Annotated in this window: 19 protein-coding genes and 1 pseudogene; 14 read left to right on the top strand and 6 right to left on the bottom strand. The window is 36.5% G+C overall.

Going from position 1 to position 16,609, the window contains the following annotated elements:
• The first annotated feature begins 34 nt into the window (after positions 1–34).
• Positions 35–592 (top strand): LemA family protein, encoded by a 558-nt coding sequence (locus ACYIAR_RS03720; protein WP_480332221.1) that lies wholly within the window; start codon positions 35–37, stop codon positions 590–592.
• The gene (locus ACYIAR_RS03715; RefSeq protein WP_480332220.1) at positions 592–1,569 is read left to right on the top strand and encodes a M48 family metallopeptidase; all 978 of its coding nucleotides are present in this window, start codon (positions 592–594) and stop codon (positions 1,567–1,569) included. Before ACYIAR_RS03720 ends, ACYIAR_RS03715 begins: the two co-directional genes overlap by 1 nt.
• Positions 1,570–1,583: 14 nt before the next feature.
• Here ACYIAR_RS03715 and ACYIAR_RS03710 read toward each other — a convergent pair whose 3' ends face one another.
• The gene (locus ACYIAR_RS03710; RefSeq protein WP_480332219.1) at positions 1,584–2,906 is read right to left on the bottom strand and encodes an MATE family efflux transporter; all 1,323 of its coding nucleotides are present in this window, start codon (positions 2,904–2,906) and stop codon (positions 1,584–1,586) included.
• A gap of 116 nt (positions 2,907–3,022) precedes the next feature.
• On the opposite strand from ACYIAR_RS03710, the gene ACYIAR_RS03705 reads away from it, so the two are divergent.
• From ACYIAR_RS03705 to ACYIAR_RS03660, 10 genes and pseudogenes are all read left to right on the top strand, one after another.
• A complete protein-coding gene (locus ACYIAR_RS03705) occupies positions 3,023–3,343 on the top strand; it encodes an ArsR/SmtB family transcription factor (RefSeq protein ID WP_480332218.1) in 321 nt (106 codons plus the stop codon).
• A gap of 130 nt (positions 3,344–3,473) precedes the next feature.
• Positions 3,474–3,911, top strand: a complete 438-nt coding sequence (locus tag ACYIAR_RS03700) for a nitrophenyl compound nitroreductase subunit ArsF family protein (RefSeq protein ID WP_480332217.1) — start codon at positions 3,474–3,476, stop codon at positions 3,909–3,911.
• Between the two features lie 10 nt (positions 3,912–3,921).
• A complete protein-coding gene (locus ACYIAR_RS03695; RefSeq protein WP_480332216.1) occupies positions 3,922–4,629 on the top strand; it encodes an aromatic aminobenezylarsenical efflux permease ArsG family transporter in 708 nt (235 codons plus the stop codon).
• 128 nt (positions 4,630–4,757) lie between these two features.
• The gene (locus ACYIAR_RS03690) at positions 4,758–4,991 is read left to right on the top strand and encodes a thioredoxin family protein (protein ID WP_480332215.1); all 234 of its coding nucleotides are present in this window, start codon (positions 4,758–4,760) and stop codon (positions 4,989–4,991) included.
• Positions 4,992–5,002: 11 nt separating this feature from the next.
• Positions 5,003–5,971 (top strand): permease, encoded by a 969-nt coding sequence (locus ACYIAR_RS03685; protein ID WP_480332214.1) that lies wholly within the window; start codon positions 5,003–5,005, stop codon positions 5,969–5,971.
• 79 nt (positions 5,972–6,050) lie between these two features.
• Entirely contained in the window at positions 6,051–6,464 is a 414-nt protein-coding gene (locus ACYIAR_RS03680) for an arsenate reductase ArsC (protein ID WP_480332213.1), read from the top strand.
• Between the two features lie 957 nt (positions 6,465–7,421).
• Positions 7,422–7,721, top strand: a pseudogene (locus ACYIAR_RS03675) (BRO family protein); the annotation flags it as partial.
• A gap of 60 nt (positions 7,722–7,781) precedes the next feature.
• Complete coding sequence (locus ACYIAR_RS03670) at positions 7,782–8,297, top strand: pyridoxamine 5'-phosphate oxidase family protein (RefSeq protein WP_480332212.1); 516 nt, start codon at positions 7,782–7,784, stop codon at positions 8,295–8,297.
• A gap of 37 nt (positions 8,298–8,334) precedes the next feature.
• Positions 8,335–8,859: a GNAT family N-acetyltransferase gene (locus ACYIAR_RS03665; protein ID WP_480332211.1), complete on the top strand. Its 525-nt coding sequence runs from the start codon at positions 8,335–8,337 to the stop codon at positions 8,857–8,859.
• A 116-nt stretch (positions 8,860–8,975) separates the two neighbouring features.
• Entirely contained in the window at positions 8,976–9,512 is a 537-nt protein-coding gene (locus ACYIAR_RS03660) for a hypothetical protein (RefSeq protein WP_480332210.1), read from the top strand.
• Between the two features lie 6 nt (positions 9,513–9,518).
• On the opposite strand, the gene ACYIAR_RS03655 is transcribed toward ACYIAR_RS03660, so the two are convergent.
• From ACYIAR_RS03655 to ACYIAR_RS03635, 5 genes are all read right to left on the bottom strand, one after another.
• Positions 9,519–10,289: a lipocalin family protein gene (locus ACYIAR_RS03655; protein ID WP_480332209.1), complete on the bottom strand. Its 771-nt coding sequence runs from the start codon at positions 10,287–10,289 to the stop codon at positions 9,519–9,521.
• A gap of 113 nt (positions 10,290–10,402) precedes the next feature.
• Complete coding sequence (locus ACYIAR_RS03650; protein WP_480332208.1) at positions 10,403–11,245, bottom strand: hypothetical protein; 843 nt, start codon at positions 11,243–11,245, stop codon at positions 10,403–10,405.
• Positions 11,242–11,610: a LytTR family transcriptional regulator DNA-binding domain-containing protein gene (locus ACYIAR_RS03645; RefSeq protein ID WP_480332207.1), complete on the bottom strand. Its 369-nt coding sequence runs from the start codon at positions 11,608–11,610 to the stop codon at positions 11,242–11,244. Before ACYIAR_RS03645 ends, ACYIAR_RS03650 begins: the two co-directional genes overlap by 4 nt.
• Before the next feature lie 59 nt (positions 11,611–11,669).
• Positions 11,670–13,463, bottom strand: a complete 1,794-nt coding sequence (locus ACYIAR_RS03640) for a MutS-related protein (RefSeq protein WP_480332206.1) — start codon at positions 13,461–13,463, stop codon at positions 11,670–11,672.
• Between the two features lie 73 nt (positions 13,464–13,536).
• Positions 13,537–14,250: an Abi family protein gene (locus ACYIAR_RS03635; protein ID WP_480332205.1), complete on the bottom strand. Its 714-nt coding sequence runs from the start codon at positions 14,248–14,250 to the stop codon at positions 13,537–13,539.
• Positions 14,251–14,770: 520 nt separating this feature from the next.
• Here ACYIAR_RS03635 and ACYIAR_RS03630 point away from each other — a divergent pair.
• Positions 14,771–15,601 carry a glycoside hydrolase family 16 protein gene (locus ACYIAR_RS03630; protein WP_480332204.1) on the top strand — a complete coding sequence of 277 codons (831 nt, stop codon included), beginning with the start codon at positions 14,771–14,773 and terminating at the stop codon, positions 15,599–15,601.
• A gap of 50 nt (positions 15,602–15,651) precedes the next feature.
• Positions 15,652–16,554, top strand: a complete 903-nt coding sequence (locus ACYIAR_RS03625; protein ID WP_480332203.1) for a phospholipase A — start codon at positions 15,652–15,654, stop codon at positions 16,552–16,554.
• Positions 16,555–16,609 lie beyond the last annotated feature (55 nt).

Raw genomic sequence — 16,609 nt, 5'->3', positions numbered from 1 at the left:
TTTGGAGCATGTTAAATATAAATTTTTTAGAGATATGACAATTTTGATTATCATCGCTGTAGTTGTGGTGCTGGGTTTGTGGGTAGCGTCTATCTACAACCGTTTGGTGAAACTGAGAAACAATCGTGAAAATGCTTTTGCAGACATAGACGTTCAATTGAAACAGCGTCACGACTTGATTCCGCAGCTGGTGGCAACAGTAAAAGGATATGCTGCGCACGAGAAGGAAACTCTGGACCGTGTTATTGCTGCACGTAACGGAGCAGTAAATGCCAGCTCAATAAACGATAAAATCGCAGCCGAAAATGTACTTACATCTGCTTTGGCAGGTTTGCGTGTGACTCTTGAGGCTTATCCGGATTTGAAAGCAAACCAGAATTTCAATCATTTGCAGGAAGAAATTTCGGATGTTGAGAACAAGCTTGCGGCTGTTCGCCGTTATTTCAACTCTGCTACGAAAGAGCTTAACAATGCAGTTGAAACATTCCCGTCAAATATTTTTGCCGGAATGTTCGGTTTCAAGAAAGAAATGATGTTTGACCTTGGCGAGCAGCGTTCAACACTTGAACAGGCTCCTGAAATCAAATTCTAATGGAATACGTTGGTATACAGACGCAGCAAAGCAGGAACAATTTTCGTTCTCTGCTTTTGCTTTTTATGTTTCCTTGTCTGGTTGTAGGACTGGTTTATCTGTTCTGCTATCTTTTTGTGTGGGTGAGTCTTGCGGGACAAGGTTATCCTCTTTCGGAGATGTTTCCTTATGCCAACTATTATTTCGTACGTTGGGCGCCTTATGCTCTATTGGGCGTTATTGTCTGGTTTATAATCGCATATTTTGCCAATACACAGATGATAAAGGCTGCTACCGGAGCAACTTCGCTTGAGAGAAAAGACAATAAGAGAGTATACAATCTGGTGGAAAATCTTTGTATGAGCCAGGGTATGAAAATGCCTAAGATAAACATTATCTATGACGACTCGCTCAATGCTTTCGCCAGTGGAATAAATGAGAAAACTTATACAGTCACTCTGTCAAAAGGAATAATTGATAAGCTGAACGATGAAGAACTGGAGGCTGTAATTGCGCATGAGCTGTCGCATATCCGTAATCACGATGTACGTTTGCTTATTGTTTCAATCGTATTTGTCGGAATATTCTCTATGATTGCCCAGATAGCTTTCCGTACGTTTCTGTATGCTCCGCGTCAGCGTTCATCAGACAATAATAACAATAAAGGTGGAGCTGCTTTGATGATTCTCATTGCAATGGTAGTTGCTGCCATAGGTTATTTCCTTGCAACATTGATGCGCTTTGCCATTTCCCGAAATAGAGAGTTCCTTGCAGATGCAGGCGCAGCAGAGATGACCAAGAATCCTTTGGCGTTGGCTTCTGCTTTGCGTAAGATTTCTGCAGACCCAGACATTGAGGCTGTAACTCGTGAGGATGTAGCTCAGCTTTTCATCCAGCATCCGGGAAAACAGGCTGCCGGTTTTATAGGCAAACTAGGCGGACTTTTTGCAACACATCCGCCTATTGAAGAGAGAATCCGTGTTTTGGAACAATTCTGATTGTGTGGATTTGTTCAGATTCTTTTCTTTCTCCAGTTTCCTTTCCAGAGATAAAAGAACGAAAACATAATCATTATATCATAGACATGCTCTGTTGTCCAGCAAACGGCAACATCGGCATGTTTGTGATATACAACGAAAAGCGTGTATAATACGTATGTCGTTACACTCAGAATCTCCAGTCGCAATGCAATCTGAGTGTTTCCTGTTCCCGAAACACAGAAGAAAAATATAAAAGCCGGAACAGCTATTATATATGAAGAAAGCATAACCCACAGAGAATTAACCGAGGCTTCAATCAGTTCGTGATTGTCCGTATATATTCCCAACACTTCTTTTGGGAACAAAGCTATCAGCAGCGAAATTGGAAGGACAAAAGCATAGCAAAGTTTTATCATTCTCCGGCAAAGAGGAAGCACATCGTCAGCTTTCCCGGCACCGATAATATTGCTGACCAATGAGCTGTTTGTCGATGCAAATGCGTTTACGAACATGAAAAGGAATGACGAAATGCTTCGCACCACGTTGGTGATTGCGAGCGGACGCTCACCGTGATGTTCCATTGCCACAAAGAAAATAAACCAGGCAACAAAGGCAAAGCCGTTCTGAATCATCACCCAAATTGATACGCTCAATATCTGTTTCAGCATTTTCCAGTCTATGCGGCTTTTGCGGAACATTCCGTATTTCCTGTAATCTACATACTTGTATGTATAAATAATGAAGAATATAACAGATACGGCTTCAGAAATTGATGAGGCTATTGCAGCTCCCTTTATTCCCAGTTGAGGAAAACCGAATTTACCAAAAATAAGAATATAATTCAGAACAATATTCGTTCCGACCATCACAAGCGAATTCGCCGTAAGTGTTTTTGTATTAGTCGTTCCAACATAAAACGCACGGAACATTACGGCTATGAATGAGAAGAAAAATCCATATATACGCCAGTCGATGTAATCAAGTGTTGCCTGATACACAGCATCAGATTCTATAAGTCCTCGAAGCAGGACAGGAGAGTAGAATCGTGAAAAGCAGAACAGCAGAGTTGCGAAAAACAACAGGAAAACTGAACCTTGAGTGAAAACCTCGCCGATACGTTCGTATTCCTTTTCTCCATTTCGTCTTGCCATCAGAACTTGCGCACCAACGCTGAATCCGAAACCGAGCATATAAATGACAAGATAATAGACCCCTGCAAGTGCCGAAGCTCCAAGTTCCACTTCGCCGACTCTTCCCAGATATGCTGTGTCGGTGAGACTTATTGCATGTTCCATCAATAAACTCATCAGAACTGGAAATGTTATTTTCAGAATCTCTTTGTTGCTGTATTGCATATTTGATTGTTTTTAAGTTATGAGGAGCGCAAAGTTACTAATTTTTCAAGTCTGTATTGCATATTAAAATATAATTCGTAATTTTGCGAACAACAAACAAGGCGGTTATTGAATATATGGAAAAGAAATATACAGAAGAACAGGAAAGACTGGCTCGTTTTGCCAAGGCAATGGGACATCCGGCGCGTATAGCCATACTTCAGTTTCTGGCTTCGCAGGAAAGTTGCTTTTTTGGTGATATTCACGAAGAATTGCCTATTGCTAAAGCAACTGTGTCACAGCATTTGAAGGAGCTGAAAGATGCCGGACTTATCCAGGGAGAGATTGAAACTCCTAAGGTTAAATACTGTATAAACAGGGAAAATTGGGAAATAGCTCGTAGAATGTTTGGTGATTTCCTTAAACAAAATTTATCTGAAAAAGAGAGCTGCTGTTGAACGGCTCTTTTTTTGGAATATATGTTCGTTGTTTTGCGAATAACTAACGTTGTTGGAAGTTGACAAGGCTTCAGAGACAAGTTGACAAGGATGATTAAATAAATACGATAATTCTAAATAATTCAGATATATGAAAAGGATTTTGTTTTTATTAGGCTTATGCCTTGCATTCATATCATGCAATATGAATGCTAAAGATGATTCTGCAAAAGCAGCTGAGAAAGAAACATTCAAAGACCATGTTGAAGTGTTGTATTTCCATGGGAAACAGCGTTGTGCCACTTGCATTGCCATAGAAAACAATGCAAAAACTGCTTTAGAGGAAAATTTCGGTGAACAGACGAAGAATGGTGATGTCGAGTTCAAAGTGATAGACATCAGCAAGGACGAAAATGGGAAGATTGCTGAGAAATATGAAGTTACGTGGTCTTCTCTTTTTGTTGTGAAATATAAAGAAGGAAAGGAAACTTCTGAGAATATGACGGAATTTGCATTCGGAAATGCACGCAAATCTCCTGAAGTGTTCAAGGCTGGAGTGGTGAGGGTTGTCAATGAAATGCTGAAATAGACTTATTCCTATGGATTGGTTACAAACATTGTTGGATAACAGTTCTACTCCGTTGCTGACCGCATTCCTTTTGGGTTTACTAACGGCACTTTCTCCTTGTCCGCTGGCAACTAATATAGCTGCAATCAGCTTTATCGGAAAGGATATTGAAGATCGTAGAAAGATATTCCGAAACGGTTTGCTATATACACTTGGACGTATAATCTCATATTCAGTGTTGGGTATTGTGCTTATAATGATATTAAAGGAAGGTTCAAGTATGTTCGGAGTGCAGAAGACAATCGGAACTTGGGGCGAACTGGTAATAGGTCCGTTACTTATTGCAATTTCAGTTTTTATGCTTTGGGGAGAAAAATTGTATCTTCCAAAATTTGGCTTCAACGGAAATGCCGAAGGACTTGCAAAAAGAGGTGGATTTGGAGCTTTGCTGATAGGCGTACTTTTTGCATTGGCATTTTGTCCGACAAGTGGAGTTTTTTATTTCGGAATGCTGATACCGATGTCTGCTACCGCAACAGCCGGCTATTTATTGCCCGTAGTATTTGCTACCGCAACAGCCTTGCCAGTACTTGTTGTTGCCTGGATTCTGGCATTCAGTATGCAGAAGATTGGAGTTTTTTATGGTAAAATGCAGATATTCCAGAAATGGATGAATATCGTGGTTGGGATTATATTCCTTTTGGTGGGAATATATTATTGCGGGATTATGTATTTGTAAATGATTTATTTGAAGTTGACAAGGCTTCAGAGATAAGTTTACAGGGAGAAACAGCTTTTTACCTGAATCCTTATCAATTTGTTCCCTAGTCAACTCGTTAATTAATAACCAACATAAATATAAATAAAATGGAAATCAAAGTATTAGGTCCTGGTTGTGCCAAATGTAAATCAACCTACAATGCAATTGAGAAAGTAGTAAAGGAAAACAACCTTGATGTGCAACTTAGTAAAGTTGATGATATTATGGAAATTATGAAATATAATATCATGACAACACCGGCAGTTGTAGTTGACGGAGTTGTGAGAATCAAAGGCCGTGTTCCTTCAGAGAGCGAAGTGAAAAGTATCCTGGGAATCTGATATATAAAGACATGATACAGGATTTTGCAGACTGGCTTGTTTATGGAGTGTTTGGACTTAGCGCCGACACTCCGCTTGGAGTTGCCGTAAACTTCTTCTTTTATGACACTATAAAGATTCTTATTTTATTGTTCTTTATCAGTGTGCTGATGGGAATTGTCAATGCATATTTCCCGATAGAACGTTTGCGCCAATATTTGGTTACGCACAAAATGTATGGATTGCAATATCTTCTGGCTTCAGTGTTCGGTGCAATCACTCCGTTTTGTTCGTGTTCTTCCATACCTTTATTTATCGGATTTGTGAAAGGAGGTATTCCTTTGGGAGTGACTTTTGCATTCTTAATCACTTCCCCTTTGGTAAATGAGGTGGCTGTGGCAATGTTCCTTGGTTCATTCGGACTGAAGGTAACACTGATTTATGTTATCAGCGGAATTATGCTTGGAGTTATAGGCGGATTTGCGTTGGGCCGTATGCGTTTGGCACCATACCTTAGCGACTGGGTCAAGCAAATACAGGCAGATTCTTCATCACAGTCATTGGAATGGGAAAAAGACAATACATCCTTTGCCAAACGATTGCCGAGTATAGTTGGTGATGCCTGGAAAATAGTGAGTGGTGTGTTAGTCTATATACTTATAGGAATTGGTATAGGAGCCTTTATGCATGGATATGTTCCGGAAGGATTTTTCGAGCAATATATGTCGAAAGACAATTGGTATGCAGTGCCGTTGTCAGTTATACTTGCAGTACCAATGTATGCAAATGCCGCCGGTATTGTTCCTGTGATAGAAGTATTTGTTGCAAAAGGAATTCCAATGGGAACAGCGATAGCCTTTATGATGGCAGTTGTTGGACTTTCTCTTCCGGAAGCTACACTGCTTAAGAAGGTTATGACTTGGCGTCTGATAGGAATATTTTTCGGAACTGTAGCTTTTTTCATAATTTTGTCGGGCTATTTGTTTAACTATTTATTGTAATAAATGAAGTTTCACAGACACTTTGGTTAAGATTTTGTTTTCTTGTCAACTTGTCTCTGAAGCCTAGTCAGCTAACATAATGAAAGTATTGATTCTCTGTACAGGAAACAGTTGCCGAAGCCAGATGGCTCACGGCTTCTTGCAGTCGTTCGGTAATGATATAGAAGTCTATTCCGGAGGAACAGAACCGACAGCACAGGTAAACCCAAAGGCTGTTGAAGTAATGAAAGAGGTAGGAATAGATATCAGTTCACATATTCCTACACATGTAAATACATATCTCGATCAGGAATGGGACTATGTAATAACAGTCTGCGGCGGAGCAAATGAAAGCTGCCCGGCTTTTCGTGGGAAAGTAGGCAAACGCCTTCATATCGGTTTTGACGATCCGTCTCATGCAACAGGAACACAGGAATTTATTGATTCTGAGTTTCATCGTGTGCGTGATGAGATAAAGGAAGCATTTGCCCGTTTTTATGTTTCATGTAAATGATAGACATTATTTTTATACTAAATAAACGAAATATTGTGTTTATCATAAATCTATCAAATTAGCCGGAATAGTATCACTTTTATTGAAAATCGACTTTCATGCTAACTCCATAAATCTCGATTTTACCTCTAAAAAATTAAAATTCCGGCTTTTTCTAATTCTTTTCAGGAAATGATTGCAATGACTTTGGTCAGTTATCTAAATCGTTTCACCAAGTCTTCACAATGATTTGTTGCACTCATTGCAATCATTCCTTGAAACCATTGTAATCATTTTTTTAACAAATGCTTTTCCTTCCGAAGAATCACCCTTTTTCGTGGTGAAATCCCTAAAAATATCACATCTTTTACTCTGGAATGAAGTTTTTTATGTTCAGATTCTGAATGATAAAATGTAGTGATATAGCCATAATATCTGTCATAATTTTATTCCTCTGCAAATATCATTACAATGTTTTTTTTCTATAGAAAGCAAAACCACGAATATCCTGTCAAATTGTATTTTCTGAATTTCATGAGACTGCCATCTTTTTGAATTTCCCGTGATTTGTGTCGAAATAACGGAATCTCAGACGGGTTGGTTTGACAATTTGGTAGTTTGACAAAATGTAAGATTGGAGGGAAGGTAAATCAGTTGAAGACATATCTGAAAATAGGTTGCACCCTTTTTCTAAAAAGCATGCACCCTTTTTGAAAAAAGGATGTATACTTTTTAGAAAGGCATGTTTTATTCAGTATCCACACTTGATTAAGCATAAAAAATCCTTTGCTCATTGTTATGCCAGTTAAAAACATTAACTTTGATAAAAAGAAAAACATTTATGAGCGGAGAAGACTTACAGAGACAAACATGCATAAATTTACCAGATACAGGAAATGGTAAATATTTGTTGCATTTTTTACAATAGTTCAAAATGAAGGAAACAGAAATGCTGAAAGGCAATAAACGATTTTCATTATGACCAATATAAATAAAATATCCATCCGTTTTTTTGATGACAGAGAAGTTCGTGCCATTTGGGATAACGAAAATTCCAAATGGTGGTTTTCTGTACTCGATATTGTAGGAGTGCTTAATGCTCAGGATGATTATACCAAGAATAGAAATTACTGGAAGTATCTGAAAAACAAGCTAAAGAAATAGAATAATGAAGTGGTTAGTGTCACTAACCAGTTGAAATTAACTGCACCTGACGGAAAGAAAAGACTTACAGATGTCCTTGATAACTCAGGCGTTTTTTCTCTAGCAGCATGTTTGATTTCCTAAATGTTTAATATGAAAAAAGATGAATACTAGTAAAAATAGACATAAATAATCATGAGAAAAGCAAGTAGAGAAATGGACAGTGCCTGGGCATTGGAAGTTATGCGCAAGGCACCATATATAACAGTTAGTTTCACACGTCCGGATGGAAGTGCGTATGGATTGCCGTTGTCATTGGCAAGTGTGAGTGATGATGTGTGGTATTTTCATTGCGCTTTAGAAGGAGATAAGCTTGATGCCATTGCTTCGCATCCTGAGGTTTGCCTTTCTGCAGTTACAAAATGTGCTCCTACTATTGGACCAAAGGATGGTTCTTTTACTATTCAATATCGTTCGGCAATTGCTTTCGGTAAGGCAGAGCTGGTTGAGGATGACGAGGAAAAAGTATTGGCATTGCGGGCTATTTGTGAGCGTTTCTTGCCAAATCATATGGATGCTTTTGATGATGCTGTGAACAGAAGTCTTGCTAGAACTGCTGTAGTGAGGATCAGATTGACATCTGCGCCAACAGGTAAACGTAAGCAGTATGATAAGAATGGGGATGAGATGAAATATGGAAGGATGGAGTGAAAGTATGTAGAATCTGAAATGAGTTAATTAATTTGATATGATAACTTTAGATATTAAAAGTACAGAGGCGCTTTATTTTAAATCGTTTAAGAGCTTGTATGATGTCAGTTTTCCGATTTTTGAACAGAGAACAGAGGTTCAGCAAAACATAGCTTTCTGTAAAGAGAATTACCATTTGATTGCTTATATTGACGAAAATGATTTTGTTGGTTTTATATCGTATTGGGATTTTGAGAGTTATGTTTATATTGAACATTTTGCCGTTAATTCAGATATTAGAGGAAAAGGTTATGGCAGTAAGATATTGAATTTATTTATAGAATCTGTTAATAAAATTGTTTTGTTGGAAATAGATCCTATCGTTGATGAAGTTTCTGCTGCAAGAATGAGATTTTATAAAAGGAATGGTTTTTATGAAAATATACATAATCACGTTCATCCGGCATATAGAGAAGCTTTTGACGCTCATCATTTGATTGTAATGAGCACAGAGAGAATAATTTCTGATGAAGAATATTTGAGGTTTAAATCAGATTTGTGTGAGGTGGTGATGAGGTGGTAGAGTTGTAAAAGTAAATTAAGATAAACTGTTGCCGATCTTAGAATTGCTGACAACATTCTTTTCTCCTATATTGGTCGGAAAAATTATTAGGAACAAAAATTAATAGCTATATCTTTATGATATCAGGTGAAACAATATTTAAAAACAATCTAAATGGCAGACTTTCCAAAGCACAAGTGATGTATTATGCCAAAAGTTTTCATAATGATGAATATAGCATTTCTTCATTGTGTGATTTGATGTTGTCTTCTTCTGATGAACGTGTTGCATATAATGCCGCATGGATATTATATCATTTATCTGTAGAGGATAAGAATATGTATTTGAAGCCTTTTTACGACAGGATTGTTGATATGGGTATATCTCCAGATATTAAAATTCGCCGTGGGCTTGTCCTTTCTACAATTGTTGATATGGTTACAACTGAAAATTTCCGGACCGACCTATATGACTTTTGTATTGTAAAGATGAATGACAGGAAAGAAAGCGACAGCAGCCGCTCCGTAATGATAAAACTGGCGGCAAAAATGTGTCAGTCTTTTCCGGAACTGGCTGCTGAACTGGCTGTTTGTCTTGAAGCTCTGAGTGAGGAAACCAAGCCAAGTATTGCTACGGCTTGCAGGAATGCGCTGAAAATATGTGAGAGATTTTGAATTTTATCATATTTCCTTTTTCAGAATATACATTTGTTCCAGCTTCCCTTTAATGACTTGTTTCTGATAATCAAGCAGTCGGATTCTGTTTTCTTCAAGTTTATAGAATGTAGAATCGTTTTTCTCACCGATTGTAATAAGGAAATTGTCTTTAACAAAATAACGGCCATTGCTTTCGAATTTGTTGTCACGTTCAATATAATCATACGTCAAGTGAAAAGTATTGTTATTTCTTATGATTAATGTGACATTAATGCCCGGGCAATCTGCTGCCGGAATAGTTCCTTTGTATGTTCCTTCGTAGTCGAGGGAATTTTCAGCGTTATGTCCGTCACTGATAATATTACCAGATATTTCTTTTTGGTATTTCTCAATATTATCAACTTTCTTGTATTCGATTTTGTATTGAACACCTTTTGCTCCTGTTTTGCCTAATGATAACTGTTCGGGAGATGAGCTGACGATATTAAATGTATCAGAAAACTCTATAGTAATACCATTCCCTATACTTTTCCCATTTAGGATTAGCTGGTTAGTTTTTTCAAGATGTTTCCAACTTTCATATTTTAAAGTGTGCATCCCAATTGATGATGCTTTTCCACCAGACTCAATACAAATACCTTGTACTATTTGTTTGTTAACGGGCATGATTTCTATCCAATTACCTTCCAATTGGATTTTATCCTTGGTTGACTCATCCTGCGAAGAAGATGTATTGTTACATGCCATATTTAGAGATAATCCAATACCAATTAATCCGATAAATACATTTTTCATATTCTTTCTTTTTTAGTTTAAGGCTAATGTAGTTCGTTTACTTTGTTGGATAAAATAAAAAGTTGGTGTTTGTATGAAATATACATTCTAATGTATGAAATGCATATTGATGATTATTTCTTGAACACTATATAATTACGTTTAGGATATTGTTCATTTTCTGGTTTCCCTATTAAGTTCATCTCTCCATTGTTGTTACGATAGAAACCGAAACTGTCTCCTCCAACTAAGTATATTGCATCTTGAAAACCTAAGTCGGATATTGCTTCTGAGAAATCATATAGTGATTCACGTTTTTTGCTGATAATAATATATGTCTGATTGTTTTGGACAATTAGTGCACGTCGGTAAGACTTTCCTTTAAGGATGTTTTTCTGAATGTTTCCTTCAAAAACCAGAATGTACTGGCGGAATAAAGAGCCTTGCTTATCCAGGCAAATATCTTTAATATTATTATCGGTTGATATTCCTATTTCAAGTTTACCTTCAATTATGCTGCAATAACCAACTTTTCTCTTTCCTCTGCTTATTTCATTCCCTTGTAAGATAAAATCTCCGACAATTTCCTGATTGTCTTTTCTTATATCAGCTGCAGGGAGAGCCAAAACTGTGCTTTGGTCAGTTGTATCCGGTAATCCAATTTGTAGTTCGGGTTTTAAATTATGCAGAGCTAAAATTAAAAGGGGAACATCATTTATTGAGTCATTGGATATATTTATGCTTGAATTGGTATTTTCTGTTTTAAGAGTTTGTAACTCAGTAATGTTTTCTTGAGTTTGTTCAATATTACTATTGTCATGATTGTTTTTTTGTAAAAAACAAAAATACAGAAAGGCGAGGGTTAATATAACTGCAATTATAATAAAGACTATAATGGCATAGCTTTTTTTCACTCGTCTTTCATTAAAGCTCTTTTGTGAACCTAAAACTTGTATTTCATCTTCTTCTCTTCTCATAAATCAATTTCTTTTTCTAGTAAAATTTTCAGTTGTTTCAATGCTTCTTTTGAGGCAACCAGATTAAACGATTCATTGAAAGACATGTCTGACAAGACTAAAAGCTGTTTTGTGATATTGATTTTATAAATGTAATCACGGTTAATTATGAGGCTTTTTCCAATCCTGATGAAAGTTGAAGCTTCTTCTTTTAGTTGGGCTTCAATAATTTTCTGGCATTGGGAAAGATTAAATGTAAACACGTGTTCAGTCCTATCATTTAGAATTATAGTGGAGTAATTTCCATCAGAAGAAATGTAAACTACCCTTTCCGGCTTGACTCGGATCAGTTCGTTTGTTGTTGAAATTATTAGAATCTTCTTCATAAGAACATAAACTCAAATTATTCTAAGTGACTATTTAGAAGCTGGATTTACATTGAATGTTATACAGTTATCCCCATCTTCCTCATAAGAAAACAAGCATTCATATTTTGTGCTACACCTTCGCGAAGCTGATAGGAGAAAGTAAGTTCATTGTCCGTAATATCTGCTTCAAATCTGTAGTTCTTTATTTCATTTGGAAATTCTTCTTCAAGAGAACCAAGCACTAGGTCGTGAGTGGCAATAATACCGCAACTCTGCAGTTTAACAAGCTGTTTCATCAATGCCATAGAGCCTTTCTGTTTGTCGGCAGAGTTTGTCCCTTTCAGAATTTCGTCGAGAATTATAAACAGTTTTTCTCCTTTCTGCAATCTGTCGATAATCATCTTTAGTCTTTTCAGTTCGGCAAAGAAATATGATTCGTTACTTGCAAGAGAATCTGATGTTCTGAGGCTGGTTACGAGATGAGCCGGATAGAAAATCATCTTTTCTGCACAGACAGGCAATCCGGTGCAAGCCATTAGATAGTTTATTCCCACAGTTCTGAGGTATGTACTTTTTCCTGCCATATTTGCTCCGGTGATAATCAGGAACCATGGCGATTTTGGAATGTCTATTTTGTTTCTTACGCAAACATCTCGGTTTATAAGCGGATGTCCCAGAGCTTTACCTTTCATAACGAAGTAATTGTCTGAAACTTCAGGATATATATAGTCCGGATGATTGAAAGCATAATTTCCCATTGATAAATATGCATCTATTTCGGCAAGAGCTTCAATCCATCCGACAATATCATTATGATGTCTTTCTTTCCATTTTACAAGGGCGATAGAATGACGTGTATCTCTCATGAAAAGTATATTCAGAATCGCGCCGGCAAGACTGAATCTTTGGTTTAGAGCACCGATGTGTCGCGATAATGTTTTCAGAGATTCTGATGCCATGCGGTTATTATTCTTAAGTTTTTCTGATATTTTCTTTAATTCAGAAGATGTAAATTCTTCGTTCTCGATAACTTCTATAAGGCTTGAATATGTTTTCAGTATATTCTCCATTTTATCCACAGAGTTGTATAACAGCATGACTTGTTTGCTGTTCCAATAGGCAACAACAATTGCCACGATTGAATATATACCAATCCATTTCTCCTGAATCAGTCCGAAAGAATTGCAACCTATCAGTATGACCCAAATTGCGGGAACAATCCAAGTCAATATTTTCCAGACAGGACTAGCTATGCTTTGGTCGAAGTCTTGTCTGATTTTATCCAAAATCTCTATGGATTTGTTGTTTTCCTTGTTAACCTTTCCAAGAGTATAGAAGTGTTGGAATAAATCCTGGCGTTTGGAAAGCTCTGTTATTGCTTCTTGTCTTGACAAAACATCTTCTTTTTTGTCGGCAGGATTAATAAACCATTCGGCTAATAGTTTTTTCCCTTGAGCAGTAACCGTTCTGTTGAGAGACTGGAAGAAAGACTTGTTTCCAAATAAATCTAAGTCTAGCGAAAATGAATGTTCGCCGTCAATCATTTCTTTTGCTCCGTCGAATGCGCTGAAATCATAGTTTATGGCATTCAATTCATCTTCATTCAGTTTTAATCTGGTTTCGGTGTATGTCCTTTTATAGAAATATTTGTTGTGCACAACCATTAGTGCGATGAATGGAATTGCAAATGCTATAGTTAACAGCACTAGTGTAGTCCAACTTTCATCTCTCAATAAATAAAGAGAAATGGCAGCTCCTAAGAATATTATAAGTCTTATCGTCCCAATCAGATGGATTCGTTTGTTTAGTGTAGAGATTTTCTGTTTCAGATTCTCACAATTTGATGTATAGAAATTTATAATGTCTTTCATCAGTTTTTTAGATTTTAAAATTAGTTGAAACTATGAATTTCAGATAATGAATGCGAATATAATAAAACATTTATTATTTCTGTTTGTTTTCTTCTTTATCAATAACTTTTAAAACCTTATCCACTTCTTTTAGCGAAGGCATAATTTCAGGATCAATCCATGTAAGGAAGTCACTTATAACCTTATACATATCCTTGACATATGAAAAATCACATTTCCTGTTCACAAAACATATAGGTTCATTGTGGTTTATTCGGTTACGCAACTCACGAATCTGTACTATAATATCATTAATTTCCTTACGTCCATATCCAGAAGGTAACTTCTTGAAAATACGACAAGGAACTCCTGAAAGCAGGGCATAATGATGTGTTTCGTAGAAGCTGTTCCAAAAGCCTAATGTTTGTTCTGCAATCACTCGTCCAGTCGTTACTTTAACGCCTCGGTCTGTTATTTTCTTTTCTGCTTTTTGAACCTCCTTAAGTATATAATCATTAGTAACTTTCTTCTTTGTTCGCTTATTTATATACGTTAAGGAAGGAGCAATCATAAATCCTGATTTTTGATTAATAATCCAGTTGCCATCAGAAAAATGGTATGCCAAAGCATAATGCAACTGATTACGTAATATTACTTCAAATGAAGAAAGCAATGGGTGAAAAGCTTGTGCTATCTTCAAGTTTGCAAAATAAAGCATGACTGCCTTATTCTTATCGCGGTTAGTTGCTCTGTAATATTTAGAGACCCTCGAATTAGAATATAATCTGACTACTTTTTTGTATTTCATTTTGCTTATTCAAATAAAAACGATAACTTTGTGTCGTAATGCTTGGTCAAGCCTCTGTTATCAAAACACGTAACCAAGTTAAGGATATACCCGTTCATCAAGAACGGGTTTTTTTCGTTTATTCCTCTCTCATTATTTTTTACTCTACAAATATACTAAAATATTAATGGGATTAAAATCAGTACACTACTGGATTTTGTTATTAGTATAAAACCTACTATTTCTCAATAGTTAACCCGTAACAAATAGAATAAATATCTATTTATAAATCATATAAGACTCTTCATTATTAAACTTGTATTCTGATAATATAATCCAGCAATTAGATAAAAAGACCAAAAAACGCTATCTTTCGAATATTGGATATAAGAATCTTGTCAGTATTTTTGTGTCATACAATCACATTGTGTAGTTTTATGACGTTTGATTAATTGACTAATTAGCTTGTAAGTTCAACATCGCATATTACGGTGATTTGTTGAATTTGCCGAGCATCAGTAAATTTTATTTCTCATAATTTATGAAAAGAGTTTTTTTACCTTTATTATCCGTTTTAGTTTCATTTGCTTCTTGTTCAGAGCATAAACCGGAATATCAGACAATAACAACTCCTACAGGTAATTGGGAATTGGTGTGGAATGATGAGTTTGACTACGAAGGCTTGCCAGACTCAACAAAGTGGAGTTATGATACAGAAGGTAATGCCTGGGGCTGGGGAAACAACGAAGCTCAGTTTTATACTTCGGAGGATAAAGATAATGCTTGGGTTAGTAACGGAATGCTTACAATCACGGCAAATAAGGAAAAAGCAGGAGACAAAGACTACACTTCAGCCCGATTAATCACAAAGGGCAAAGGTGACTGGCTTTATGGCCGTTTTGAAATCCGCGCAAAACTGCCGACAGGAAAAGGAACCTGGCCAGCAATCTGGATGTTGCCAACTGATTGGGAATATGGTGGATGGCCTGCCAGCGGTGAGATTGATATTATGGAAAATGTAGGTTATGATCCTGATACAATTGTAGGTTCGGCACATACTCAGGCTTATCATCATACCATAGGAACGCACAAGAATGCAAGAATAGGATGTGCGGATTCATATAAAGTATTCCATACTTATGCATTGGAATGGGAAAAAGATGAATACAGAATTTATCTTGATGATATTCATTATTTCACTTTCAAAAATGAACATAAGACTTTCAAGGAATGGCCTTTCGACAAGCGTTTCCACTTGTTGCTTAACCTTGCCATCGGTGGAAATTGGGGTGGAGCTCAAGGTATAGACGATACATTATTTCCGCATAAGTTCATAGTTGATTATGTTCGTGTTTATAAGAAGAAAGACTGATATATTTATAGCTATGCGTGAAAGTTTGTTGTGTAATTAAAATGTGTGAAATGAAGAGGTTTGTGTTTGTTGTTTTTTTGTCAGTGTTATGCCTTTCTGCTTTTTCACAGAATTTGAAGGAAAAATATCTGGATTCAGCTCAGAAGGTGAGAGACAAATATTTGGACTCAGCTCAAAAAGCGAAGGATAAATATCTTTCAGAAAGGTATAATGCGGACAGTGTACGTGCTGAATTGGATAAGCGTCCATATTTTACATTATTCAAGGATAATTATTTTGTCGGAGGAATTCCTTTGGGAACGAAACCGACGGGAGCAAATTCTGATGTTAAATTTCAACTAAGTATTTCCCAGCGTCTTACTAAAAGTAGACTGCCATTTGACACATATTTGTTTATCCAATATACTCAGAAGGCATTTTGGAATGTATTCCAGGAATCACTTCCTATGCGTGACCTTAATTTCAATCCCGGTATTGGTTTGGGACACTTGATTGTGCATAAGAATAAATATATTGGTAAAGCTTATCTTATGCTTGAGCATGAATCGAATGGAAAAGACAGTATAAATTCACGCAGCTGGAATAAGGTTTCATTCTTTGGCTCTGTCATTCTGAACAAGAATTGGGAATTACAGGCAAAAACTTGGATTCCTATTATTGACAGTGACAACAATCGTGATATACTTAAGTATAATGGTATATTTCAGATTGGCTTGAACTACAGAACGGACAATCAGCGCCTTCAGTGTGGCGCAATTTTCACTCAACGTAAAGCGTGGTTTGGTTTCAATACACAGATAGAAGTTAGTTACAAGTTTAATGAAAGAGAGAACCAATATCTTTTCGTCCAGTTTTATAATGGTTACGGAGAAAATCTTCTCGAATATAACAAGTACAAGAACATGATTCGTGTGGGCTTTGTTATAAAGCCTAAAGATTTCAGTATTTATTGAGAATCCAATAGCATTTCAAAAACACGGAAGCACGGAACACTGAGAAATATTAATA

This window comes from Parabacteroides sp. KHUB-01, assembly GCF_056640935.1.
This window is presented reverse-complemented; position numbering and strand designations above follow the sequence as displayed.

Bases quoted from the DNA above. Each gene is read 5' to 3' on its own strand.
- ACYIAR_RS03655 (WP_480332209.1), bottom strand. From the start codon at position 10,289: ATGAAAAATGTATTTATCGGATTAATTGGTATTGGATTATCTCTAAAT.
- ACYIAR_RS03705 (WP_480332218.1), top strand. From the start codon at position 3,023: ATGGAAAAGAAATATACAGAAGAACAGGAAAGACTGGCTCGTTTTGCC.
- ACYIAR_RS03670 (WP_480332212.1), top strand. From the start codon at position 7,782: ATGAGAAAAGCAAGTAGAGAAATGGACAGTGCCTGGGCATTGGAAGTT.
- ACYIAR_RS03665 (WP_480332211.1), top strand. From the start codon at position 8,335: ATGATAACTTTAGATATTAAAAGTACAGAGGCGCTTTATTTTAAATCG.
- ACYIAR_RS03645 (WP_480332207.1), bottom strand. From the start codon at position 11,610: ATGAAGAAGATTCTAATAATTTCAACAACAAACGAACTGATCCGAGTC.
- ACYIAR_RS03685 (WP_480332214.1), top strand. From the start codon at position 5,003: ATGATACAGGATTTTGCAGACTGGCTTGTTTATGGAGTGTTTGGACTT.
- ACYIAR_RS03660 (WP_480332210.1), top strand. From the start codon at position 8,976: ATGATATCAGGTGAAACAATATTTAAAAACAATCTAAATGGCAGACTT.
- ACYIAR_RS03630 (WP_480332204.1), top strand. From the start codon at position 14,771: ATGAAAAGAGTTTTTTTACCTTTATTATCCGTTTTAGTTTCATTTGCT.
- ACYIAR_RS03700 (WP_480332217.1), top strand. From the start codon at position 3,474: ATGAAAAGGATTTTGTTTTTATTAGGCTTATGCCTTGCATTCATATCA.
- ACYIAR_RS03635 (WP_480332205.1), bottom strand. From the start codon at position 14,250: ATGAAATACAAAAAAGTAGTCAGATTATATTCTAATTCGAGGGTCTCT.
- ACYIAR_RS03625 (WP_480332203.1), top strand. From the start codon at position 15,652: ATGAAGAGGTTTGTGTTTGTTGTTTTTTTGTCAGTGTTATGCCTTTCT.
- ACYIAR_RS03640 (WP_480332206.1), bottom strand. From the start codon at position 13,463: ATGAAAGACATTATAAATTTCTATACATCAAATTGTGAGAATCTGAAA.
- ACYIAR_RS03715 (WP_480332220.1), top strand. From the start codon at position 592: ATGGAATACGTTGGTATACAGACGCAGCAAAGCAGGAACAATTTTCGT.
- ACYIAR_RS03680 (WP_480332213.1), top strand. From the start codon at position 6,051: ATGAAAGTATTGATTCTCTGTACAGGAAACAGTTGCCGAAGCCAGATG.
- ACYIAR_RS03695 (WP_480332216.1), top strand. From the start codon at position 3,922: ATGGATTGGTTACAAACATTGTTGGATAACAGTTCTACTCCGTTGCTG.
- ACYIAR_RS03720 (WP_480332221.1), top strand. From the start codon at position 35: ATGACAATTTTGATTATCATCGCTGTAGTTGTGGTGCTGGGTTTGTGG.
- ACYIAR_RS03650 (WP_480332208.1), bottom strand. From the start codon at position 11,245: ATGAGAAGAGAAGAAGATGAAATACAAGTTTTAGGTTCACAAAAGAGC.
- ACYIAR_RS03690 (WP_480332215.1), top strand. From the start codon at position 4,758: ATGGAAATCAAAGTATTAGGTCCTGGTTGTGCCAAATGTAAATCAACC.
- ACYIAR_RS03710 (WP_480332219.1), bottom strand. From the start codon at position 2,906: ATGCAATACAGCAACAAAGAGATTCTGAAAATAACATTTCCAGTTCTG.